Genomic DNA, 22,428 nt, shown 5'->3' on the forward strand with positions numbered 1-22,428 from the left:
CGCCTCCCGAACCCGACGTGTCGCGTCAGGCGGCGGCTTCCTCCAGCGCGGCCTCGGCGCGTTCCGGCGACCCCTCGGCCAGCCCCCGTGCGATCCGGCCACGGGACAGCGCCCAGAGCACCAGGGCCGCGACGAACACGAGCACCTCGGTGACGGTGAGCGCCCAGATGATCCCGGCGAGTCCGAACCACAGGTTCTCGACGATGACGATGGGGATGAACAGCACGCCCTGCGCCATCGACAGCACCATGGCCGGCGTCACCATGCCCGTCGCCTGGAACAGTGACGTGAGCAGGCCCGTGAACCCGTTCACGATGGTCGCGACGAGCTGCGCGGTGAGGATGGTCAGGCCGATCGCGAGGACCGAGTGGTCGCCCGAGAAGATCGTGAACACCTGCTCGCGGAAGACGAACACCGTGCCGGAGAACAGCAGGACGATCGTCCCGACGGTGAGTGCCGCGCCGCGGAGGGCCGATCGGAGCCGAGCGGCGTCGCCCTTGCCGAAGGCGTAGGCGAGCAGGGGCAGGACCCCGATGGTCACGCCCATGACCAGGAACTCCGGCACCTGGGCGATGCGGACGGCGACCCCCATCGCGGCCAGTGGGTCGTCGCCGTACCCGGCGGCGAGGTTGTTGAGGACGAGCGTCGTGACGATGAGGAACCCGGACTGGAGCAGCTCTCCGGCGCCGATGCCGAACACGTCCTTGAGGATGTCCCGACGGAGCGTGAACCACCGCGGCGCGAAGCTGACGTTCTCACTGTTCCGCTGCAACCAGACGATCCAGTAGCCGATCGACACGAGGTTGCCGAGGCCGATCGCCAGTGCGGCACCCGCGACGCCCCAGTGCAGCACCAGGATGAACAGCACGTCGAAGACGAGGTTGCCGAGGGTCGACAGGATCAGCCCGACCATGGCCTGTCGGGCGGCTCCCTCGGACCGGACGATCTGTTCGAGGGCGAAGGCGGCGGCGAGCACCGGGACGAACGCGAGCATGACGGCCACGTACGCACTGGTGGCCGGGGCGGCTGCGGCGTCGGCTCCGAGCACCGCGACGAGGGGCCGGAGGAACACCAGGCCGACCACGGCGAGGACGGCGCCCGTGACGACCGCTCCCCACAGCGCGAAGGACGCGACGCGCTTGATGTCCTCGGCCTTCGCGGGGTCGTGCTCGGAGGCCCCGAGCATGCGGGACATGAGGGCGCTCCCGCCGACCCCGAAGACGCCGCCGACCGCCATGATGATGCCGAGGAGCGGTGTGCCGAAGGTGATCGCGGCGAGCAGGGACGTGTCGTGCTGCGAGCCGATGAACCCGGCGTTGATCACGTTGTAGACGGCGCTGACGACCATCGCGGCGGCCATCGGCACGCAGAGGTGCACGAGGGCGCGGCCGATGGGGGCGGCGGACAGGTACCAGCGGTTCTTCGCCGCGGCGGTGCCGGTGGTGGATGGTTCGGTCGCGGCTGGTTCGGTGGCGGTGCTCATGGGTGCCTCCTCGAGGGCAGGGCTCCGCTGCCCGGTTCCGGGCAGCGGGCATCGCGCCGGCGGTCGCCGGCACGGCAGGGCTGATGGCGCGGCCGGCGGGTGCGGTCGCGTGGAGCGGGCCGTCCCGAGTGGTCCGGGAGGCGCGGTGTGGGCTAGCGGGTCGGTGCCGGCAGTTCGGCGGTCACCTTCTGCAGGAGGGCCTGCAGCGTTGCCCGTTCGTCGGCGTCCAGCGGGGCGAGCAGGACGTCGTCGAGGGCGATCGTCGCGTCCTCGAACCCGGCGATGAGGGCGATCCCCTCGTCGGTGGCGAAGACGCGTTTCGTGCGGGCGTTCCCGTCGTCCGCACGACGTTCGACGAGTCCGCGTCGCTCGAGCCCCTGCAGCAGGCTCGAGACGCTCGCGGCACTCGTCCGCGTGATCGCAGCGATGTCACGCTGGATCGCGCCGGGTGAACGCTGCAGGTACCCGAGCACGAAGCTCTGCTCCTGGCTGAGGTCGCGTTCGCGGACCCACTCCTCGGCCGCCTTGCGCTGTGCCCACCCGATCCACCGCATGAGCTGGAGGGGGGTGTCCATCGCGGGAGCCTGCTGCGTCATGCTCAGAACGCTAACCGTTCGAGGTCTAACTGTCAACGTTCGAACTGTGGCTCGCGTACACCCCGAACGGGGGTATCGCCAGCACCGGCGGCAGTCCTTGTAGATTGCTCAGGAACGCGGTCTCACCAGCCGCGCATCCTCAGCCCGGCGCCGATGCCGGGCCGACCCGGGAGGATCAGGACATGGCCCGAGCACGAAGCGTGTGCGCGCGATCGATGCGCCCGTCCGTGCGGGCCGTGGCTCCCGCCTCCCACCCCGGCGGAGGTGGTCGAGCCGGATAGCCGCGCCCGCGCGCAGCACGACGCGCACACGTGACTCCGGGGCCGCCTCACCAGCGGACCCGTCGGATCCCCCGTCACAGCCGGGGGATGGATCAGCGGCGGAGGGACCTCCGCCGGAGGAAGAGGCACCATGCCACGCACTGCAACACGCTTCGCGCTCCGCGCGGGCGCCACGGCCACCGTCGCGGCCGTCATCATCGGGGGCGCTGCCCTCCCGGTCCACGCGGCCGCGTCCGACGTGACGCAGGCCGAGGGTCGGCTCATCGCCGGGAGCGGCACCGTCGACCTCGACGACGTCGCGGCGCTCGCCGGCTCCTTCGGGGCCACCGCTCCCGGCGGACCGGTCGGCGGCACGTCGGACCCGCTCGACCTCTCGGTGTTGAACGGCATCGGGATCAACGTCCCCGGCGGCATCCAGCTGCTCGGGCAGAACGGCCTCGTGAACGTCGGCGTCGCCGGCCAGGTCGCCCGGACCGACACCCGGTCCGCGGTCGCCGCCGCAGGCGCAGTCGGTGCCGACGGTGCGATCCAGGTCGGGCCGGCGACCCCCGGTGCGGGCGCCACCGTGAACCTCGCCCCGCTCCTCGGTGACCTCGACGTCGACGGGGTGGTGAGCGACGCCTCCGTCGGTCTCGGCGCCCTGTCCGCCCGGGCGTCGGCGGACCGGACCTTCGACGGCGCGGACGTCAGCACGGACTACCAGGTCGCCGGTGCCCAGGTCCGGTTGGTCAGCCCCGCCGTGCAGCAGCTCGTCGCGCAGCTCGACTCGACGCTCGGAGCCACCGACGACACGCTCAACACCGCGCTCGGCGCCGACGGGCTGACGACGGACCTCACCGCGTCCCTGCTCGACCCGGTGACCACGGCGGTGAACACCCTCGGGCTCGGAGCCCTGACGCTGGACGGGACGACCGCGCAGCTCACCACGGACGTCGACCTGCAGGGGGCGCTCTCCACCGTCACGCAGCAGTCGCTCACCGACGGGCCGGTCACGATCGACCTGTCCTCCGGGGTGGTCACGATCGACCTCGGTCAGCTGTACACGCTCAACGACCTGCCGGCGAACACGACGCTGCTCACCGGCGACACGATCAACGCCCAGGTCACCGGTGCGATCTCCGACATCCTCACCGAGCAGCTGCCCGCGCTCCTGACCAGTACCCTCACGAACGCCCTCGACGCCGCCGACGTCCGGCTCGTCGTCGACACCGGGGTCGACCTGCTCGGCACGGACGTCGCGGGCCTGACCCTCACGACCGACACCACGATCGGTGACCTGCTGGGCACCGGCGGTGGGGCCACCCTCACGGTGACCGGCGACGGGCTCCTCGGCCCGGTGCTCGGCACCCTGGACCCGCTGCTCCAGCCGCTCCTGGGCTCGACGATCGTCCCCGCGCTCACCGGCATCGTGGGCGGCGTGCTCGGCGACGACTTCGTCAGCGGGGTCGTGCAGACGCTCCTCACCACCGTGACCGGCACCGTCACCGCGCTCGACCCCCTGCTCGGTGTCGTGAACCAGCTGGTCTCGATCACGATCAACTCGCAGACGTCGCCGGCCTTCACCGAACCGAGCGCCGACGACACCGGCGCGACGACCGTCCGCGCCGTCCGGCTGCAGCTCCTGCCGGGGGCCGACCTGGCCACCGTCGACCTGGCGACCGCGACCGTGCAGGCCGACCCGTTCGCCGGGGTCGTGATCACCTCGCCCGAGGACGGCACGGACTACGCGGTCCCGTCGGACGACGACACCACCGACGTCCCCGTCACCGGCACCGCTGAGCCGGGCGCCACGGTGGACGTCACGCTCGACGGCGACGAGAGCACCACGCAGTCGACCGTGGCGGACGGCGACGGGACGTGGACGGTCACGTTCCCCGGGGTCGCCGTCGGTGACCACGAGGCCGAGGCCGTCGAGACGATCGGCACCCTCGTGAGCGACCCGGACACCGTGGCGTTCGCGGTCGCTGCCGCCCCCGTCGGCCCCACGGACCCGGGCACGCCGGGCACTCCCGGGGCGCCGGGGGCGCCGGGAGCTGACGGCACGGGCGGTGTCGGTGGTGCTGGAGGTACCGGAGGGGGTACGGGAACCCTCGCCTTCACCGGCGCCGACGTCCTGCCGCTGCTGGTCCTCGCCGGACTGCTCCTCGCGGCCGGTGGCGGCACCCTCGTGGCGCGGCGCGTGCGACAGGGCTGACGAAGGGCGGGCGCCGGCAGACGTCGGCGCCCGCCTCCCCGGCGCCCGCGTCGCCGTGTCCCATCCCGACCCGACCGTTCCCGAGGACAGCCCGTGCACGACCACGACACCCATCCGCTCGACCGCCGGATCGGACCCCCGCACGTCGAACGCTTCCGGCTGACCCGGGGCGGGGAGACCATCGGGGTCGTCTGCACCTGTGCCATCGGGGCCGACCACGACAACACGATCCGTCCGGCAGTCGCGGAACGCGCACGGTGAACTGTGTGCACGGAGCCGTTCCGGCGGGATACTGGGGTCGTGCGTGAACTCCAAGCCGCCATCGCAGCGGACCTCGACGTCCAGCCGACCATCGACCCGGAGCAGGAGGTCGCGCGTCGCGTCGCGTTCCTGCGCGACTACCTCCTCACCACGGGTGCCAACGGGTACCTCCTCGCCGTCAGCGGCGGGCAGGACTCCACCCTCGCCGGGCGTCTGACCCAGCTGGCCGTCGAGTCGCTCCGCACCGAGGGGCACGCCGCCGAGTTCACCACGGTCCGCATGCCCTACCGCGTGCAGGCCGACGAGGACGACGCCCAGCTCGCACTGCAGTTCATCGGTGCCGGCCCGGGCATCACCGTGAACATCGAGCACGGCGTGGACGGGGTCGTGCAGGACACGGCCGCGTCGGGCGTCGAGCTCAGCGACTTCGTGAAGGGCAACGTGAAGGCCCGCATGCGGATGGTCGCCCAGTACGCCGTCGCCGGGCAGCGCGGTCTGCTCGTCGTCGGCACCGACCACGCGGCCGAGGCCGTCACCGGGTTCTTCACGAAGTACGGCGACGGGGGAGTGGACCTCACGCCGCTCACCGGTCTGACGAAGAGCCAGGGGCGGCAGGTCCTCGAGCACCTCGGTGCCCCGGCCCGCCTCTACGAGAAGGCCCCGACTGCGGACCTGCTCGACGAGCTCCCCGGCCAGACGGACGAGGCCAACCTCGGTCTCACCTACGCCGAGATCGACGCCTACCTGCAGGGGCACGACGTCCCGGTCGAGGTCGCTGAGGCGATCGAGTCCCGGTACCGGGCGACGGAGCACAAGCGGCAGGTACCGGCGACGCCCTTCGACGACTGGTGGCGTGTCGGCGCGTAGGCGCTGACGGCGCCGCCCCGCGCCTCTCGGGTCAGTCCTCGTCGCGCCCGTCGTCGTCCCGACGGTCGCGCTGCTGACCGCCGGCGTCCTCGCGCTGCTGACCGCCCGCGTCCCCGTCGCCGTCCGCCAGCCGCTGCTGCCAGAGCACGCTCCGCGCCGCACCCTCGAGCACGTCGTCCACGCTCCGGCCGGACCGTGCCGCGAGGGCTCCGCTGAGGCCGGCCGTCAGGGTCCCACCGGCCGAGGCGAGGCGTTGGACCACCTGCTCCTGCCGGTCGGTCAGCGGTTCGTCGACGAGGTCGTCGATGGTGTCGATGATGTTCTGTTCGCTGGCGTCCAGGGCCGCATCGTCGCCCGAGTGCAGCGCTGCCGCCTCGCCGACGACGACGAGTCCGAGGCGCGCGGCGTCGTCTTCGGGACGCGGGCTGTCGTGCTCGTCAGTCATGAGAGGGACCGTACGCTCCGGGGTGCCGCGCTTCCTGGATCACCGGGGTACCCGGTCGGCCGCCGTGCTCGCGGCACCCCAGCGGCGGAGCACCCAGTCCGCTGCGGCCAGGGCCTCGCGGCGCTGGAAGTCGCGCAGCGTCGGCATGTGCGGGACGGCGGGCCGCGCTGCTCGCTCGAAGAACATCCCGGCGAGTCCTGCGAGCACGGCATCGACCGACGTCGCCGACAGCCCGGCGAACACCGGGTGCGTGGCGAGGTGGTGGTCGACGTCGACGTCCTCACCACGGACGAGGGCGTCGAGCAGGTACGTCAGCGGGTCGAGCCAGTGTGCGCCGATCGAGGCCCACGGCCAGTCGACCACCCAGACGAGCCCGTCGGCGTCGACGAGCAGGTTGTCGGCGCGGCAGTCCACGTGCACCAGGTGCTCACCCTCGACGGCCGTGGCGGCGTCCGCAGCAGCACGGGCGAGGTCGGGTGCGGCGGCGCGCACGGCGTCCGGGACGACCCCGGGCAGGCCGTCCTCGACCATGCGGTCCCACGCCGTGAAGTCGGCCGCGAGGTCCTCGGCGACCCGGGGGAGGTCGAGCAGCGGCCCCGCGGCGACGGGCAGGGTGTCGAGGGCGTCGAGCACGGCGGGGACGTCCGCGCCGTCGAGGGTTCCACCGGGGTGCCGTCCGTCGACGTCCTCGAGCACGAGGGCGATCCAGTCGTCGCCGTCGACCGTGTCGTGCAGCACGTCGAGGAGACGCGGAGCCCGGACGGTCTCGGGCAAGGACGCCATCACCCGTGCCTCGCGCTCGTGCATCCCGAAGCCGTCCGCGTTGCGCGAGCGTGCGAGCGTCTTCACGAACGCGCGGCACCCGGTCGAGGTGACGACACGGTCGGCCCCTCCCGGGGAGTAGCCGCCGGGCTGCGAGGTCGCGGTCGTCACGGTCCCGCCGAGCAGCGCAGCGATCCGGCTGCGCAGGTCGTCCGGCACATCGGTCCACGTCGTCCGTCCCATGCGCACACGCTACCTGTGAGTGCGTTCACGAACGTGCAGGGTGGGCAACTTTGCGCTGGCGGCAAAGGTGCTCGTGGTGTAAAGTTGCACCGCCTGCAAGGTTGACCCGCCGTCATCGGCCCGCCACACGCTCCGGCGTCCCTTGCCTCCAGACCAGCCACCACACGCATCCTGAAGGACCCGCATTGTCTACTGCCACCGCTCCCGTCGAGGTGCAGCGCGGGCGACAGAGCTCACCGGCCGCCCAGCCGGGGAAGCCGATCATGTCGCACCGCCAGATCCTCCTCGTCATCTACGGCCTCATGGCCGGCATGTTCCTGTCGTCCCTCGACCAGACGATCGTCGGCACCGCGATCCGCACGATCGGTGACGACCTGCACGGGCTCGACCAGCAGGCCTGGGTCACGACCGCCTACCTCATCGCGAGCACCATCACCACGCCGATCTACGGGAAGCTGTCCGACGTCTTCGGTCGCCGTCCGCTGTACATCTTCGGCATCGCCGTGTTCATCCTCGGCTCGCTGCTCTCGACGATGTCGACCTCGATGATCATGCTCGCGGCGTTCCGCGGCTTCCAGGGCATCGGCGCCGGTGCGCTCATGTCGCTGCCCCTCGCGATCATGGGTGACATCCTCGCCCCCCGCGAGCGCGCCAAGTACCAGGGCTACTTCCTCGCCGTGTTCGGCATCTCGAGCGTCATCGGCCCGCTCATCGGCGGTCTGTTCTCCGGCGCGGACCAGATCCTCTGGGTCACGGGCTGGCGCTGGGTCTTCCTGATCAACGTCCCGATCGGCATCGGCGCGCTCATCATGGTCATCGCGTTCCTGCACCTGCCGAAGTTCGGTGACGCCAAGGCGAAGCCGCGCATCGACTGGTGGGGCGCCACGTCGGTCATCGTGACGCTCGTGCCGCTGCTCCTCGTCGCCGAGCAGGGCCGGACCTGGGGCTGGGGCTCCGCCGGCGCGATCGCGTGCTACGTCGTGGGTGCGCTCGGTCTCGTCGCCTTCCTCGTCATCGAGACGCTCATGAAGGACGACGCGATCATCCCGCTGAAGCTCTTCCGCTCCGGCGTCTTCTCGATGGCCACGATCCTCGGCTTCCTCGTCGGGTTCGCGATGTTCGGCGCCATGCTGACCATCCCGCTGTACCTCCAGATCGTCACGGGGCTGACGCCGACCGAGTCCGGCTTCGCCACGCTGCCGATGATCGGCGGCCTCATGATCGCCTCGATCGCGTCCGGCCAGATCGTCGCCCGCACGGGCAAGTACCGGATCTTCCCGGTGATCGGCACCGCGCTCGTCTCGGTCGGCTACGTCGTCCTGACGTTCATGACCATCGACAAGCCGCTGTGGTTCCTCATGATCGGCATGTTCCTGATCGGCCTCGGGCTCGGTCAGCTCATGCAGAGCATCACGCTCGCTTCGCAGAACTCCGTGCAGCCGCGGGACATGGGCGTGGCGACGAGCTCGGCGACGTTCTTCCGCCAGATCGGCGGAACGCTCGGCACCGCGGTGCTCCTGTCGGTCCTGTTCTCGATCATGCCGACGAACATCCTCCACGCCACCGCTGACGAGAAGAACCTCACCGGTGCGCTGGACGCCGCGCTCAACCCGACGGTCGCCTCCGCGAAGGCGAACCAGGGCGTCATGGACCAGATCTGGAACCCGATCGTCGACCCGATCGAGAAGAACGTCCAGGCGAAGCTCGACGACGCCGCCGTCCAGGCCAAGCAGGCCGCGCAGGCCGCCGTCACGCAGCAGGTCACCGCCCAGGTGCAGCAGCGCGTCGCCGCCGGCACGATCCCGGCCGCCGCCGCCCAGACCGTCATCGACCAGCAGGTCGCCGCCGCCACGCCGGCCGCCGAGCAGCAGGCGCTCGCCGCGGTCGCGGACAAGGCGCACGCCACGGCGCAGTCCGACGGCACCGTGAGCGTCGACTGGTCGAACGCCTCGCAGCGCTCCTACTGGGTGGACCAGCTCGCGCCGCAGCTGTCGAAGACCATCGCGAAGCAGGCGGACAAGGGGAGCTCGAGCAACAGCTCGGAGACGAGCGACACCTCGTACCTGAACGGTGCGGACAAGGCGCTCACGCGGCCGTTCATGACCGGGTTCAACTCCTCGGCCGTCACGGTCTACTGGGTCGGCTTCGCGGTGATCCTGCTCGCCTTCGTCCTGAGCTGGTTCTTCAAGGCGCCGCCGCTCCGCAAGAGCTCGGCCTTGCAGGAGCAGGCCGACAAGGAGCAGACGGCGGACGACCTCGAGGTCCAGGCGGTCCGTGCCGCCGACACCATGGGTTCGCCCACGGCTCCCGTCACCGGTTCCATCCCCGTCCAGCGGGACGCGGCGGACCGCTAGGCCGATCGGGGCCTCCCACCGCCCGGTGGGAGGCCCCGACCCGCACCAGGAGCAGCACGTGACCACCACCGAAGCACCCGTGACCGGCGACAGTGGCCTGCGGGAGCGCAAGAAGCAGCAGACCCGGACCGCGATCCACCAGGCCGCGCTCGACCTCGTCACCGAGCGCGGGCTCGCCGGCGTCACGGTCGAGGAGATCTGCGCCGACGCCGGGGTCTCGCCCCGCACGTTCTTCAACTACTTCCCGTCGAAGGGCAACGCCGCGCTCGGTCTGCCCGCGACGACCGTCCCGACCGCCGCGCGCGAGGCGTTCCGCGCAGCCGACGGACCGCTCGTGTCGGACCTCTGCGACCTCGTCGCGCACACGGTCACCCTGCCCGAGGACCGCGCACGGATGAAGGCGCTCGTGCAGGCTCGGCCGGAGATGGTGCCGACGATGCTCCAGTGGACTGCGGACGCCCGCCTCGCCGTCGTCGAGGTCGCTGCGGAGCGCACCGACGCCGACTCGGCCCGCACGGCCGTCACGCTGGTGATGGCCGCCGTGATCGAGGCTGCGCACCGCTTCACCGTCGGGTCCCGCGACGAGCTCGCGGACCGGCTCCGCAGTGTGGTCGCTGAGATGGGCAGGCTCGCCGCGTCCTGACCGACGCGATCCGCCACGGGAGGCGCGGGACGGGTCCGACCCGCACCGCGCCTCCGGCTCGTCGACGGCTCCAGCCGTCGTCGCCGGTCCCGACGCACAGGACCGGCTGCCGCCGGTTCACCGTTGTTCGATGTACTCGAGGACGTTCCCATCGGCGTGGCGGGCGATCAAGCGCCGGCCGTTCGGTCCGGACATCGGGCCTTCCAGCAGTTCCCCTCCGCCCGTCTGCACGGTCGACGCGATCAGCTCGACGTCCCGGACGATGATCGTCGCGGCACGCGATCGAGTCGCCGCATCCGCGCCCTCCAGCAGGAGGAAGACCCCCACCCATGCCAACCGGACGGTCCCGAACTCGAACGCTCGGACCTCCTCCGTGCCCGCCAACTGCCGGTACAGCGGGAGCGACGCGTCGATGCTGTCCACCGGGACACGAGCCAGCACGGCGACGATGTTCGGAAGGGCTTCGTCCATGCGGACGACAACCACGGCGCCGTGGACGCTGTTCCGGTCGTCGGGACGCTGATGCGTGCTTCGATGGCCCGATGCGACTGCACCACGAGATCCAGGGCTCGGGACCACGCACGGCTGTGCTGCTGCACGGGATGATGGGGTCGGCGGAGAGCTGGTGGCGGATCACGCCGTTGCTGACGGGTCGCGGGCTCCGCGTCATCGCTCTCGACCTGCCAGGCCACGGCCTCTCCCCCCGGCATCCGGCGCTCAGCGTCGAGGACGTCGCGGCCGTCGTCACGGACACGCTCGCAGTCGAGTCGGCCACACGCCCCGCAGTCGCGATCGGCCACTCCTTCGGCGGACTGGTCCTCGCTGCTGCGGTTGCGTCGGGGCGGCTCGACCCCGAGCGCACCGTCTTCGTCGATGGGCCGTTCTCGGCGCGTGGCGGGTGGGACCGGGACGAGGTGCAGGCCGAGTACGAGCAGGAACGGACGCAGCGCACGTACGCTGTGCTCCGCGCGACGAGACCGCACTACTCCGAGCGCGACTGCCAGGTCGAGGCGCGTGCGGCCGATCGGTTCGATCCGGTGACGGCTGCGGGGTTCGCCGCGGGCTCCGGCGGACACTGGGCCCCACGCCCGGGATCGATCGTCGTCCGGGCCGATCCGAGTCAGTACGTCGACGGCGCAGCTGCGGCGGAGTTGCGCGACGCCGGTGTCCAGGTACGGAGCATCGCCGGGGCCGCACACGCGGTCTGGTACAGCCACTTCGACGAGTTCATCGCAGCCCTGCCCGAGGTGTTCGGCTGAGCTGACGCGGACGCGCGCCGCACACGTCGACCCGGTCGGCGGTGCGCGCTTTCTGCGATCTGGCGCAAAGTCATCGGACCACTGGCTGCGCTCAGTGACCAAAATGAGACGCAGCGTGCCCTTGACAGGAAAGACATCCGATGTTTCGATTGCCTCGTTCGGTCGACGGAGACCGGACGGGCAGGAGACACGATGAGCCGCATCACCGGTCTGCGCGTACGCGACGTCCGGTTCCCGACCTCACGGGACCACGACGGTTCGGACGCCATGAACCCGGCGCCGGACTACTCGGCCGCGTACGTCGAGATCGACACCGACGCCCACGACGGGCTGGTCGGCGCGGCGTTCGTCTTCACGATCGGTCGCGGCAACGAGGTGCAGGAAGCGGCGATCGCCGCGCTCCGGGAGCACGTCGTCGGTGCCGACACCGAAGCGGTCCTCGCCGACATGGGCGGCACCTGGCGCAGCCTCGTGCACGATTCGCAGCTCCGCTGGCTCGGCCCGGAGAAGGGCGTCATGCACATGGCGATCGGCGCGGTGGTGAACGCGCTCTGGGACCTCCGGGCGAAGCGGGCCGGCCAGCCGCTCTGGGCGCTGCTGTCGGACCTGTCGCCCGAGGAGCTCGTCGACCTCGTCGACTTCCGGTACCTGTCGGACGCGATCACGCCCGCGGAGGCGCTCGAACTCCTCCGGGCCGCCGAACCGCGCCGCGCCGAACGCCGAGGGCGCCTGCAACGCCAGGGCTACCCGGCGTACACGACCACCCCCGGCTGGCTCGGGTACGACGACGACAAGCTCGCCCGGCTCTGCCGCGAGGCCGTCGACGACGGGTTCGCACAGATCAAGCTCAAGGTGGGGGGCGACCTCGACGAGGACGTCCGGCGCATGGGCATCGCCCGCGCGACGGTCGGCCCCGACATCCGGATCGCCATCGACGCGAACCAGCGGTGGGACGTCGACGAGGCGGTCGAGTGGATCGACCGGCTGCGTCCCTTCGACGTCGCCTGGGTGGAGGAGCCCACGAGTCCCGACGACGTCCTCGCCCACGCCGAGATCGCCCGTCGCATCGCTCCGATCCCGGTCGCGACCGGCGAACACATGGCGAACCGGGTCATCGCGAAGCAGCTCATCCAGGCCCGGGCCATGTCGGTCCTGCAGATCGACGCCACCCGGGTCGCCGGCGTGAACGAGAACCTCGCGATCCTGCTGCTCGCCGCGAAGCACGGCGTCCGCGTCTGCCCGCACGCCGGCGGCGTGGGGCTGTGCGAGGCGGTCCAGCACCTGTCGATGTTCGACGCCGTGGCACTGTCCGGCGACCTCGACACCCGGTGCATCGAGTTCGTCGACCACCTGCACGAGCACTTCGTGACGCCCGTCGACGTGCACGGCGGCCGGTACTGGCCGCCGACCGCTCCCGGAGCGGGCACCGAGATGCTCGCCGACTCCCTCGAAACGTACTCGTTCCCGGACGGTCCGGTGTGGGCCGCCTCGCACGAGCCGATCCCCGACGCCGTCCGCGTCGCCTGAACCGCACCACACCACCCCTCACCCGATCACCACGACGAAGTGGAGACACCGATGCAACGACGACGACTCATGGCAGGGCTGGCGGCTGCGGCCGCGGCGGCCCTGGTGCTCACCGGTTGTTCCTCCGGCAGCAGCGCCGGCGGGAGCCAGTCGAAGGACTCCCTGACCTGGTCCATGTGGATCGCCGGGAAGGAGGACAAGGCCGCCTGGCAGAAGGTCGCCGACACCGTGAAGAGCGAGGACGGCATCACCCTGACGATCCAGGGCGCACCGTTCGAGAACTACTTCACGAAGCTCAGCACGCAGTTGAGCGCCGGGGGTGCCCAGTGCGTGGTGAGCATGCAATCGCTGCGCGCCGCGAACTACACCTCGTCGTTGCTCCCCCTCGACGACCTGGCGAAGAAGGACGGGACCGACCTCTCCGCGTTCGACAGCACCGCGCTCGACGGGATGAAGGTCGACGGCAAGCTCTACGGCCTGCCGTACGACACCGGGCCCATCATGATGTTCTACAACAAGGACCTGTTCCAGCAGGCCGGCGTGGCCGAGCCGAAGCCGGGCTGGACCGTCGACGACTTCGAGGCCGCGGGCGCCGCGCTCAAGGCCAAGGGCATCACCGAGTTCGGGTCGACGGTGGCCGACCTCAACCTCGAATCGATGGTGTACGGCTACAACGGCGGACGCGTCATCTCCTCCAGGGGCAAGCTGGACGCGACGAACGCGAAGTTCGCGCAGGGTCTCGACTGGCTCGCCTCGCTCGTGGAGAAGGGCTACGCCACACCCGCGTCCTCGGACTCGTCCACGTCCGGCAACGACTTCGCCGCGGGCAAGGTCGCGATGTACACCGACGGCCCGTGGTCGCTCATCAGCCAGAAGGCGAAGGTGAAGTTCGACCTCGGCGTCACGACGCTCCCGTCCGGCACCTCCGGCCCGTCGACCTTCGCCGCCGGCTCGGGCTTCGGGGTCTCGAAGCAGTGCAAGTACCCGGAGCAGGCGTTCAAGGCCGTCCAGACGATGACCAGCGAGAAGGTCCTGACGTCGCTCGCCGAGCAGGGACGCGCGTTCCCCGGCCGCACCGCGGCGCAGGCGGCGTGGTACTCGAGCGCCGGCATCGACGGAGCGGAACCCGCGCTGAAGGCGGCCCTCGCGAAGTCGTCGCCGCTCATCGGGAACAAGCAGAGCGACCAGCTCTCGCAGCTCTTCACGCAGTACGCGCTCCAGGCGGTGAACGGGCAGACGTCGGGCAAGGACACGATGTCCTCGATCGCCGGCCAGCTCGGCACGCAGTGACCAGGCCCACCCGATGACGGAGGGGAGGCGCGGGTCGACCCCGCCCCGCGCCTCCCGACCGACCCCACCCCACCAGGACCGCGCGAACGACGAGGAGGTCGTCGCATGACCACCATCCAGGACCCACCGGCCGAAGCGGCCGTCCCCGCGGTCGCCGCCGCGGTGGCGGCCGGCCCGGCCACCCAGCGCCGGCGGGGCGGTGACGCCAGCGGGCTCGGTCGCCGCTCGTGGTGGGGCGCCGCGTTCGCCGCACCGCACTCCATCGGGCTCGTCGTCTTCACCGCGTTCCCGATCGTCGCGTCGCTCGTCGTCAGCTTCATGAACTGGCCGATGCTCGGCGAGCGCAGCTGGGCGGGCATCGCGAACTACGCCCGGCTGTTCGCCGACCCGGTCTTCCGCACCGTCACGCTGAACACCGCGCTGTTCGTCGTGCTGTACGTGCCGCTCAACCTCGTCGTGTCGCTCGGCCTCGCGGCCTGGTTGACCCCGAGGATCGCCGGACGGCACGTCTTCCGGGTGCTGTTCTTCATCCCGACCATCACGCCGATCGTCGCCAACGTCGTCGTGTGGCGGATGCTCTACCAGCCGGGCGGCGCGATCGACGCCTCACTGCAGTCGACGGTCGGCGTGCACGCGCCGAACTTCCTCGCCGACGAGCACTGGGCGATGCTCGCCATCGTCGCGATGAGCGTCTGGCAGGGGTTCGGCTACAACATGCTGATCTTCTCGGCCGCGCTCGACGCCGTTCCGGAGAACCAGCTCGAGGCCGCGCAGCTCGACGGCGCCGGTGCCTGGCAGACGTTCTGGGCGATCAAGTTCCCGCTCATCTCGCCGTCCGTGTTCTTCGCGACGATGATGACCCTCATCACGTCGTTCCAGGTGTTCGTGCAGCCGTTCGTCCTCACCAAGGGCGGCCCGGGCACCGCGACCGAGACCCTCGTGCAGTACATCTACAACACGGGCTTCCAGAACCAGCAGCTCGGCCTGGCGTCCGCCGGTGCGTGGGTGCTGTTCGTCATCATCCTGGGGATCACGGCCGTGCAGTTCCTCGGCCAGAAGCGGTGGGTGCACTATGAGTGAGCTGACGAGGACCCGCACGCACGGCTTCACCACCTCGAACCGGACGGTCAACCCGCGGGCGCTGCCGCGGACGGCGTCGGCGCCGCGGCCCGGTCGGGTCCGGCACGCGATCGGCTACGTGCTGCTCTGCCTCGTGGCGCTGCTGTTCGTCTCTCCACTCGTCTACATGGTGGCGACGAGCCTGAAGCCCGCGGACCAGGTGTTCACGACGCCGCCGACCCTCTGGGGCCGGTCACTCGAGTGGGACAACTACGTGCAGGCGTTCACGTACCTGCCGTTCGCCCGGTTCATCCTCAACGGAGTCTTCGTGGCGGCCGCTGGGACGGCCATCAACGTCGCCGTCGCCGTGCTCTCCGGGTACGCGTTCTCCCGCCTGCGGTGGCGCGGCCGGAACACCGTGTTCATGCTGTTCCTGGTGACGCTCATGATCCCGCAGGACGTCCTCGTCATCCCGATGTACGTGATGATGCAGGGCTTCGGGTGGGTCGACACCTTCCAGGCGCTCATCGTCCCGTGGGCGTTCACCGCGCTCGGCGCGTTCCTCGTCCGGCAGTTCTTCCTCACCGTGCCGCAGGAGCTCGACGACGCCGCCCGCGTCGACGGAGCCGGTGCGATCCGGACGTTCTTCTCCGTGATGCTGCCGCTCGCCCGCCCGACCATGGCCGTCCTCGCGGTCTTCTCGTTCATCTCCTACTGGAACTCGTTCCTCTGGCCGCTCGTCGTCGTGAACGACGTCGAGGCCCACGGCACCATCCCACTCGGCCTGCAGCAGTTCTTCGGGCAGCAGGGTTCGGAGTGGAACCTCGTGATGGCGGCGTCGGTGATCTCGATGCTGCCCACCGTGATCCTGCTCGTCCTCCTCCAGAAGCACCTCGTCAGAGGCATCGTCACCTCCGGTCTCGGCGGCCGGTAGCCGACATCGCCAGCGCGCGCCGCGCCTCCCGTCCGTCCCCCTGAAAGGAAACTGGCCCACATGACCATCACCGCACCTGCAGAGCCGCAGACCGCGACCGACCCGTCGGGCCTGCCCGCCTGGTTCACCCACGACCGGTTCGGCATGTTCATCCACTGGGGGCTGTACGCCCTGCCCGCTCGGCACGAATGGGTGAAGAACCGCGAGCGGATCACCGACGCCGACTACCAGAAGTACTTCGACCACTTCGACCCGGACCTGTTCGACGCCGCCGACTGGGCGAAGCGGGCACGGGAGGCGGGCATGAAGTACGTCGTCCTCACCACGAAGCACCACGAGGGCTTCGCGCTGTGGGACTCCGCGCTCACCGACTACAAGGCCACGAACACCCGCTTCGGACGCGACATCGTGCGCGAGTTCGTCGACGCCGTCCGCGCCGAGGGGCTGCGTGTCGGCTTCTACCACTCGCTCATCGACTGGCACCACCCGGACTTCACCATCGACGGGGTGCACCCGCGGCGGGACGACGGCGAGGCCGAGATCGCGCGGCTCAACGAGGGCCGCGACATGGCCCGGTACCGCGCGTACCTGCACGGCCAGGTGGAGGAACTGCTCACCGGGTACGGCCGCATCGACTACCTCTTCTACGACTTCTCGTACCGGGACAACGACCACGAGGACATCTGGGGCGGCAAGGGCCGTGACGACTGGGGCTCCGAGGAGCTCATGGCGCTGACGAAGCGGCTGCAGCCCGGCATCATCGTCAACGACCGGCTCGACATCCCGGGCGACCTCGTCACGCCGGAGCAGTACCAGCCCGACAAGCCGATGGAGGTGGACGGCGTCCGCGTGCCGTGGGAGGCGTGCCAGACCCTCAACGGCTCGTGGGGGTACGACCGCGACAACCTCAACGTGAAGAGCGTCGACCTGCTCGTCCGCATGCTGGTCGACGGGGTGTCGAACAACGGGAACATGCTCCTCAACGTCGGGCCCACCGGTCGCGGCGAGTTCGACGGTGTCGCCCGGTCGGCGCTCGCCGGCATCGGGGAGTGGATGCACCGGCACGCCCGGTCCGTGTACGGCGCGGGGCCCTCGGAGTTCCGCGCGCCGGCCGGCACCGTCTACACGCAGCGCGGGAACCGGCTCTACCTGCACCTCTTCACGTGGCCGTTCGAGCACGTGCACCTGCCCGGCCTCGCCGGTCGTGTCGAGTACGCCCAACTGCTGAACGACGCCTCGGAGATCCACCACCGCGAGATCCCGCCGGGCACCCGGGCGCAGAACACCGGGCTCGGCGGGCAGCCCGCCGGGACGCTGACGCTCACCCTGCCGATCGTCCGGCCGGACGTGGCGGTGCCGGTCGTCGAGCTCTTCCTGCGCGACGACGCCGCGGAGGACCGGTAGTGCAGCGGATCCTCTCGCGGACCCGGCTCCGGGCGGGGAGCGAGGCGGAGTACGAACGCGTGCACGCCTCGGTCCCCGCCGAGCTCGCGGCACACTTGCGGGAGGTCGGCGTGCACGACTGGACGATCTGGCGGGACGGGCAGGACCTCCTGCACCTCATCGAGGTCGAGGACTACCGGGCCATGCGCCGGGCGCTCGCCAACGACCCGGTGAACGCCGCGTGGCAGGACGTCGTCAACCCGCTGCTGGAGGCGGACGACGACTACTCGGGGACCGACGACGGGGTGCCGCGCGTGTGGTCCCTGTCCGGGCAGGTCGACGCATGAGCGGCCATGACGCAGCCGCCGCGGACGCGGTCGACCGCGACCGCGACCTCGACCTCGACCTCGACCGGGGGCCGTTCTGGTTCGGCGGAGCCGGCATCGGCAACCTGCTGCGACCGGTCTCCGACGAGGATGCCCGGGCAGCGGTCGATGCGGCGTGGGACGTCGGGGTGCGCGGGTTCGACACCGCGCCGCACTACGGCCTCGGGTCGTCCGAGCGACGGCTGGGGGCGGCGCTCGCCGGACGGCCCCGGGACGCGTACCTGGTGTCCACGAAGGTCGGACGCCTGCTCGTGCCCGGGCGGGGTGACGGCGACGACCTCGAGTCCGGCGGGTTCGCGGTCCCCGACGACCTCGTCCGGCAGTGGGACCCCTCGCCGTCCGGGGTCCGTCGGTCGCTCGACGAGTCACTCGACCGGCTCGGACTCGACCACGTCGACATCGCGTACCTGCACGATCCGGACGTGTACTCGCTGCGGGACGGCTTGACGCAGGCGCTCCCGACCCTCACCGAGCTCCGCGACGAGGGCGTCGTGCGAGCCGTGGGTGTCGGTTCGAACTCGGTCGCAGCGCTGTCCGCCGCGGTGGAGACCGGATTGTGCGACGTGATCATGCTCGCGGGGCGGTACACGCTGCTCGAGCAGCCGGCCGCCGCACTCGTCGCCCGGTGCGCTGCCCTGGGGGTGGCCGTCGTCGCGGTCGGGGTGTACAACTCCGGGTTGCTCGGAGCCCCGCGTCCTCCGGCGGGCGCCACGTACGACTACGCGGCCGCCCCGGAGTCGCTCGTCGCCCGGGCGAACGCGATCGCGGACGTCTGCGAACGGCACGGGGTCACGCTGCCGTCGGCGGCGATCGCGTTCCCGCGCCGGGCGGCCGCGGTGCAGGCGATCGCACTCGGCGTGCAGTCGGCGGAGCAGGTCCGGCAGAACGCCGAACGGGCGGCGACGGCCGTGCCCGAGGCGCTCTGGGACGACCTGCGCGCGGCCGGCCTGCTCGACGCCTGAGGCATCCGGCCGTCGAACCACGAATCCGACATCGAACCAGGGCGGGGACCTGGTTCGATGTCGGATGGGTGGTTCGAGGGGCGACTCAGCGGGTCCGGGCGTTCCGGCCGGTGAAGCGCGTGTAGATGAAGAGCACGATGATGGCGCCGATGATCGAGCCGATGATGCCGGCGGGCTGGAAGAAGCCGTCCATCGGGTCGTGCTGGAAGATCAGGAAGCCGAGGAAGCCTCCGACGAACGAGCCGATGATGCCGAGCAGGATCGTCATCGGGATCGACATGTGCTGCTTGCCGGGGATGACGAGCCGGGCGATCGCGCCGGCGATGAGTCCGATGATGATCAGGCTGATGATGAGACCGAGCACGGTGTCCTCCTTGTGGGGTCCTCGTGTCCAGCGGATTGCCGGGGCCACGACCGACGCCCGAGTGAACACGGCCCTTCCTCAGCCGTCGCTCAGGTTCAGTCGAGGGACCGCCGGAGCCAGCGCTCGACACCCTCGACGTGCGACACCACGAGGGCCTGCACGAGCTGTGGGTCCCGGCGCCGGATCGCGTCCACGATCGCGGCGTGCTCGTCGAGCGTGCGCTGCACCGAGCCGTTCTGCGTGAGTCCGCGCCACACCCGCACCCGCACGGTCTTGCTGGACAGTGCGTCGAGGAGCCCGGACAGGTACTGGTTGCCGCCGATCCCGGCGATCGTCGAGTGGAACAGCAGGTCGTGGGCGACGAGGTCCTCGACGCCGGTGTCCTCGCCCACCGAGTTCATGAGGGTCGCGAGGTCGTCGATCTGCTGCTCGGACGCGCGGGCGGTCGCGAGGACGGCGGACGCCGGCTCCAGGATGCGCCGGACCTCGAGCAGGTCGATGAGGGACCGGTCGTGGTGCATGTCGACGACGAACGACACCGCCTCGAGCAGCACCGCCGGTTCGAGGGACGTCACGTACGTGCCGTCGCCCCGCCGCACGTCGAGCACGCGGATGAGCTCGAGGGCCTTCACCGCTTCCCGGAGGCTGTTCCGCGACAGCCCCAGCGACTCGCTGAGCTCCTTCTCGGGCGGGAGGCGCTGCCCGGGTTGGAGCTCGCCGGTCACGATCATCTGCTGGATGCGTGCGATCGCATCGTCGGTCAGCGACGCCACGTCACCACCTCCTGCTCGACCCGCCCGCGGACGCGAGCGGACACGACGACCATAGTCGCGCCTCCCGTCCCCGCCGGACCTCCCATCAGGCGGGCCGGAGCCGGAGCGCCTGCATGCCGCCGTCGACCGCCAGGTCGACGCCGGTCGTCGAGCGGGCGAGCGGACTGGTCAGGTAGGCGACGGCCTCCGCGACCTCCTCGGGGGCGACGAGGCGTCCGTGGGGTTGGCGCGCCTCCAGGGCCGCCCGTTCCGCGGCCGGGTCGTCGGCCGACGAGAGCAACCGGCCGACCCACGGGGTGTCTGCGGTGCCGGGGTTGACCGCGTTCACGCGGACGCCCTCGCGGAGGTGGTCGGCCGCCATGGCACGGGTGAGTGCCGCGATCGCGCCCTTCGTCGCCGAGTACAGCGCACGCTGGGGCAGCCCCGCCGTCGCGGCGATCGAGCAGGTGTTCACGATGCTCGCCGCGTCGGAGGCGCGGAGGTGCGGTAGGCAGGCGCGGGAGAGCCGTACGGCGCCGAGCACGTTCACCTCGTACACGCGACGCCACTCGTCGTCGGGGTTGTCCTCGACGGTGCCCTGGGCGCCGATGCCCGCGTTGTTGACGAGGACGTCCAGGCCGCCGAGGTGCTCCACGGCGGCGGCCACCGCTGCCCGTACCGACTCGTCGTCGCCGACGTCGCACGCGGCCGAGAACACGTCGTCGGCAGAGGGGCGGAGGTCGAGCACGGCCACGGTCGCGCCGCGGTCCCGCAGCGCCGTGACGATCGCGGCACCGATGCCGGAGGCCCCGCCGGTGACGATCGCGCGCAGTCCCTCGTGGGAGCCGCGGATCGCGGCGCTCGCGCCGTTCGCGGCGGCCATCACGCGGCCCCGATCGTCTGGCGCTGCGATCCGAGACCGTCCGCCACCAGCTCGACGACGTCGCCCGGGCGCAGGTAGGGAGCGTGTCCGGCGAGGGCGACGCCGGCCGGGGTGCCCGTGCTGATCACGTCGCCGGGGTGGAGGACCATGAACTGCGACAGGTAGCGGACGATCTCGGCGGGTCCGAAGACCATGTCCGCCGTGGTGCCGTCCTGCCGGACCTCGCCGTTGACGCTGAGCCGCAGGCCGAGGCCGGTCGGGTCGAGCCCGTCGTCCTGCAGCGCCGACGGCGTGACGAGCCACGGTCCGAGGGGGTTGAACGTCTCGCACGACTTGCCCTTGTCCCACTGACCGCCGCGCTCGAGCTGGAACTCGCGCTCCGAGACGTCGTTCGCGATGGCGTAGCCGGCGATGTGCGTCGCGGCCTCCTCTGCGGATCCGCAGTACCGCGCGGTGCTGCCGATCACGACGGCGAGCTCGATCTCCCAGTCCGTCTTCGTGCTGCCGCGGGGGACCAGGACCTCGTCGTCGGGGCCGATCACCGTCGACGGGTCCTTCATGAACACGATCGGCTCGGTGGGGATGTCGGCCCCGGTCTCGGCGGCGTGGTCGCGGTAGTTCAGGCCGATGCACACGACCTTGCCCGGGCGGGCGACGGGGGCGCCGCGGCGCAGCTCGTCCGCTCCCGGCAGTACCGAGAGGTCGCCGGCTGCGCGGGCACGTCGCACGGTGCCGACCGGGTCTGCTGCCAGGAAGGGGCCGCTGACATCGCTCGTGATGCTCCGGAGGTCCAGGACCTCACCGTCGGTGTCGATGGCCACCGGGATCTCGTCTCCCGCCGGGCCGAGTCGTGCGAACCGCATCGTTCCTCGCTCTCCTGCTGCGCCGGTGCAGCGGAAACATCCTATGTCTGAGGAGATGCGTCGGCAAGGTAGACCCGCTCGGCCGTGCGACGGAACACCGCGTCGCGCTCGTCGGGCGTGAGGTCGGCCAGGGCGTCCGCCGTCGTCCGGAGCACGTCCGCGTAGTCCGTCGCCAGGGTCGACACGGGCCAGTCCGAGCCGAACAGCGAGCGGTCCGGGCCGAACCGCTCGACGACCTCGCGGGCGTACCGCGCGACGGGGCGGTCCCGCCACGAGGAGCCGCCCTCGGTCAGCAGTCCGGAGACCTTGCAGACCACGTTCGGTCGTGCGGCGAAGTCGCGCATGCGGGAGCGCCAGGCGGCCGCGACCTCGGTCGAGTCGTCGGCGATGGCGGGTTTGCCGGCGTGGTCGAGGACGAACGGCGCCTCGGGCACGGCATCGACGAGGGTGAGGGCGGCGCGGTGCTCCCGATCGCGGACGAGCAGGTCGAACACGAGCCCGGCATCGGCCAGGGCTCGCACGCCGCGGGCGACCTCGGCCCGGGCGAGCCAGTCGGGGTCGGGCTCGTCCTGCGCCTGGTGGCGGATCCCGACCAGGCGGGGGCTGCCGCTCGCGCTGCCGCCGCTCGCGCTGCCGC

23 protein-coding genes are annotated in these 22,428 nt (G+C 71.2%); 13 read left to right on the forward strand and 10 right to left on the reverse strand.

The annotated features are described in order from the left end of the window. Positions 1-25 precede the first annotated feature (25 nt). Positions 26-1,483: an MATE family efflux transporter gene (locus tag ACTJKO_RS08065; RefSeq protein ID WP_440687479.1), complete on the reverse strand. Its 1,458-nt coding sequence runs from the start codon at positions 1,481-1,483 to the stop codon at positions 26-28. Between the two features lie 152 nt (positions 1,484-1,635). Continuing rightward, positions 1,636-2,079, reverse strand: coding sequence for a MarR family winged helix-turn-helix transcriptional regulator (locus ACTJKO_RS08070; RefSeq protein ID WP_440687481.1), 444 nt, complete (start codon positions 2,077-2,079; stop codon positions 1,636-1,638). Between the two features lie 411 nt (positions 2,080-2,490). Between ACTJKO_RS08070 and ACTJKO_RS08075 the strand changes: the two genes are divergently transcribed. The 3 genes from ACTJKO_RS08075 (at position 2,491) to nadE (ending at position 5,682) form a co-directional block, all read left to right on the forward strand. Further along, entirely contained in the window at positions 2,491-4,554 is a 2,064-nt protein-coding gene (locus ACTJKO_RS08075) for a choice-of-anchor G family protein (protein ID WP_440687483.1), read from the forward strand. Between the two features lie 93 nt (positions 4,555-4,647). Beyond that, entirely contained in the window at positions 4,648-4,815 is a 168-nt protein-coding gene (locus tag ACTJKO_RS08080; RefSeq protein ID WP_440687485.1) for a hypothetical protein, read from the forward strand. Positions 4,816-4,854: 39 nt separating this feature from the next. After that, positions 4,855-5,682, forward strand: coding sequence for an ammonia-dependent NAD(+) synthetase (nadE, locus tag ACTJKO_RS08085; protein ID WP_440687487.1), 828 nt, complete (start codon positions 4,855-4,857; stop codon positions 5,680-5,682). 31 nt (positions 5,683-5,713) lie between these two features. Here the strand turns inward: nadE and ACTJKO_RS08090 are convergent, their stop codons facing one another. Together ACTJKO_RS08090 and ACTJKO_RS08095 are read right to left on the reverse strand one after the other, a co-directional pair. After that, positions 5,714-6,127 carry a hypothetical protein gene (locus ACTJKO_RS08090; RefSeq protein WP_440687489.1) on the reverse strand — a complete coding sequence of 138 codons (414 nt, stop codon included), beginning with the start codon at positions 6,125-6,127 and terminating at the stop codon, positions 5,714-5,716. Between the two features lie 39 nt (positions 6,128-6,166). Then, the gene (locus tag ACTJKO_RS08095) at positions 6,167-7,132 is read right to left on the reverse strand and encodes a hypothetical protein (RefSeq protein ID WP_440687491.1); all 966 of its coding nucleotides are present in this window, start codon (positions 7,130-7,132) and stop codon (positions 6,167-6,169) included. Between the two features lie 263 nt (positions 7,133-7,395). Between ACTJKO_RS08095 and ACTJKO_RS08100 the strand changes: the two genes are divergently transcribed. Beyond that, positions 7,396-9,486: an MDR family MFS transporter gene (locus tag ACTJKO_RS08100; protein ID WP_440687624.1), complete on the forward strand. Its 2,091-nt coding sequence runs from the start codon at positions 7,396-7,398 to the stop codon at positions 9,484-9,486. 58 nt (positions 9,487-9,544) lie between these two features. Beyond that, positions 9,545-10,129 carry a TetR/AcrR family transcriptional regulator gene (locus ACTJKO_RS08105; RefSeq protein WP_440687493.1) on the forward strand — a complete coding sequence of 195 codons (585 nt, stop codon included), beginning with the start codon at positions 9,545-9,547 and terminating at the stop codon, positions 10,127-10,129. 117 nt (positions 10,130-10,246) lie between these two features. Here the strand turns inward: ACTJKO_RS08105 and ACTJKO_RS08110 are convergent, their stop codons facing one another. Next, positions 10,247-10,600, reverse strand: coding sequence for a VOC family protein (locus ACTJKO_RS08110; protein ID WP_440687495.1), 354 nt, complete (start codon positions 10,598-10,600; stop codon positions 10,247-10,249). Between the two features lie 71 nt (positions 10,601-10,671). Between ACTJKO_RS08110 and ACTJKO_RS08115 the strand changes: the two genes are divergently transcribed. The 8 genes from ACTJKO_RS08115 to ACTJKO_RS08150 all read left to right on the forward strand — a co-directional run bounded on the left by ACTJKO_RS08115 (position 10,672) and on the right by ACTJKO_RS08150 (position 18,929). After that, on the forward strand, positions 10,672-11,388 hold the full coding sequence (locus ACTJKO_RS08115) for an alpha/beta fold hydrolase (RefSeq protein ID WP_440687497.1): 717 nt from the start codon (positions 10,672-10,674) through the stop codon (positions 11,386-11,388). A 192-nt stretch (positions 11,389-11,580) separates the two neighbouring features. Continuing rightward, positions 11,581-12,915 (forward strand): enolase C-terminal domain-like protein, encoded by a 1,335-nt coding sequence (locus tag ACTJKO_RS08120; RefSeq protein WP_440687499.1) that lies wholly within the window; start codon positions 11,581-11,583, stop codon positions 12,913-12,915. 51 nt (positions 12,916-12,966) lie between these two features. Further along, positions 12,967-14,205: an ABC transporter substrate-binding protein gene (locus ACTJKO_RS08125; protein WP_440687501.1), complete on the forward strand. Its 1,239-nt coding sequence runs from the start codon at positions 12,967-12,969 to the stop codon at positions 14,203-14,205. Positions 14,206-14,310: 105 nt separating this feature from the next. Continuing rightward, positions 14,311-15,285: a carbohydrate ABC transporter permease gene (locus tag ACTJKO_RS08130; protein ID WP_440687503.1), complete on the forward strand. Its 975-nt coding sequence runs from the start codon at positions 14,311-14,313 to the stop codon at positions 15,283-15,285. Continuing rightward, entirely contained in the window at positions 15,278-16,198 is a 921-nt protein-coding gene (locus tag ACTJKO_RS08135; protein WP_440687505.1) for a carbohydrate ABC transporter permease, read from the forward strand. The genes ACTJKO_RS08130 and ACTJKO_RS08135 overlap by 8 nt, the downstream gene beginning before the upstream one ends. Positions 16,199-16,258: 60 nt before the next feature. Continuing rightward, on the forward strand, positions 16,259-17,602 hold the full coding sequence (locus ACTJKO_RS08140; protein WP_440687507.1) for an alpha-L-fucosidase: 1,344 nt from the start codon (positions 16,259-16,261) through the stop codon (positions 17,600-17,602). Continuing rightward, positions 17,602-17,928: an L-rhamnose mutarotase gene (locus tag ACTJKO_RS08145; RefSeq protein WP_440687509.1), complete on the forward strand. Its 327-nt coding sequence runs from the start codon at positions 17,602-17,604 to the stop codon at positions 17,926-17,928. The genes ACTJKO_RS08140 and ACTJKO_RS08145 overlap by 1 nt, the downstream gene beginning before the upstream one ends. Then, positions 17,925-18,929, forward strand: coding sequence for an aldo/keto reductase (locus tag ACTJKO_RS08150; RefSeq protein WP_440687511.1), 1,005 nt, complete (start codon positions 17,925-17,927; stop codon positions 18,927-18,929). Before ACTJKO_RS08145 ends, ACTJKO_RS08150 begins: the two co-directional genes overlap by 4 nt. An 85-nt stretch (positions 18,930-19,014) precedes the next feature. Here the strand turns inward: ACTJKO_RS08150 and ACTJKO_RS08155 are convergent, their stop codons facing one another. The 5 genes from ACTJKO_RS08155 to ACTJKO_RS08175 form a co-directional block, all read right to left on the reverse strand. Beyond that, complete coding sequence (locus ACTJKO_RS08155; protein ID WP_440687513.1) at positions 19,015-19,293, reverse strand: GlsB/YeaQ/YmgE family stress response membrane protein; 279 nt, start codon at positions 19,291-19,293, stop codon at positions 19,015-19,017. A 95-nt stretch (positions 19,294-19,388) separates the two neighbouring features. Continuing rightward, complete coding sequence (locus tag ACTJKO_RS08160; RefSeq protein WP_440687515.1) at positions 19,389-20,066, reverse strand: FadR/GntR family transcriptional regulator; 678 nt, start codon at positions 20,064-20,066, stop codon at positions 19,389-19,391. A gap of 85 nt (positions 20,067-20,151) precedes the next feature. Then, positions 20,152-20,928: an SDR family NAD(P)-dependent oxidoreductase gene (locus ACTJKO_RS08165; RefSeq protein WP_440687517.1), complete on the reverse strand. Its 777-nt coding sequence runs from the start codon at positions 20,926-20,928 to the stop codon at positions 20,152-20,154. Further along, on the reverse strand, positions 20,928-21,791 hold the full coding sequence (locus tag ACTJKO_RS08170) for a fumarylacetoacetate hydrolase family protein (RefSeq protein WP_440687519.1): 864 nt from the start codon (positions 21,789-21,791) through the stop codon (positions 20,928-20,930). The genes ACTJKO_RS08165 and ACTJKO_RS08170 overlap by 1 nt, the downstream gene beginning before the upstream one ends. Positions 21,792-21,832: 41 nt before the next feature. Next, a partial coding sequence (locus ACTJKO_RS08175; RefSeq protein WP_440687521.1) for an amidohydrolase family protein occupies positions 21,833-22,428 on the reverse strand: 596 nt, incomplete at its 5' end.

The organism is Curtobacterium sp. 22159 (genome assembly GCF_052045775.1).
Classification (GTDB): domain Bacteria; phylum Actinomycetota; class Actinomycetes; order Actinomycetales; family Microbacteriaceae; genus Curtobacterium.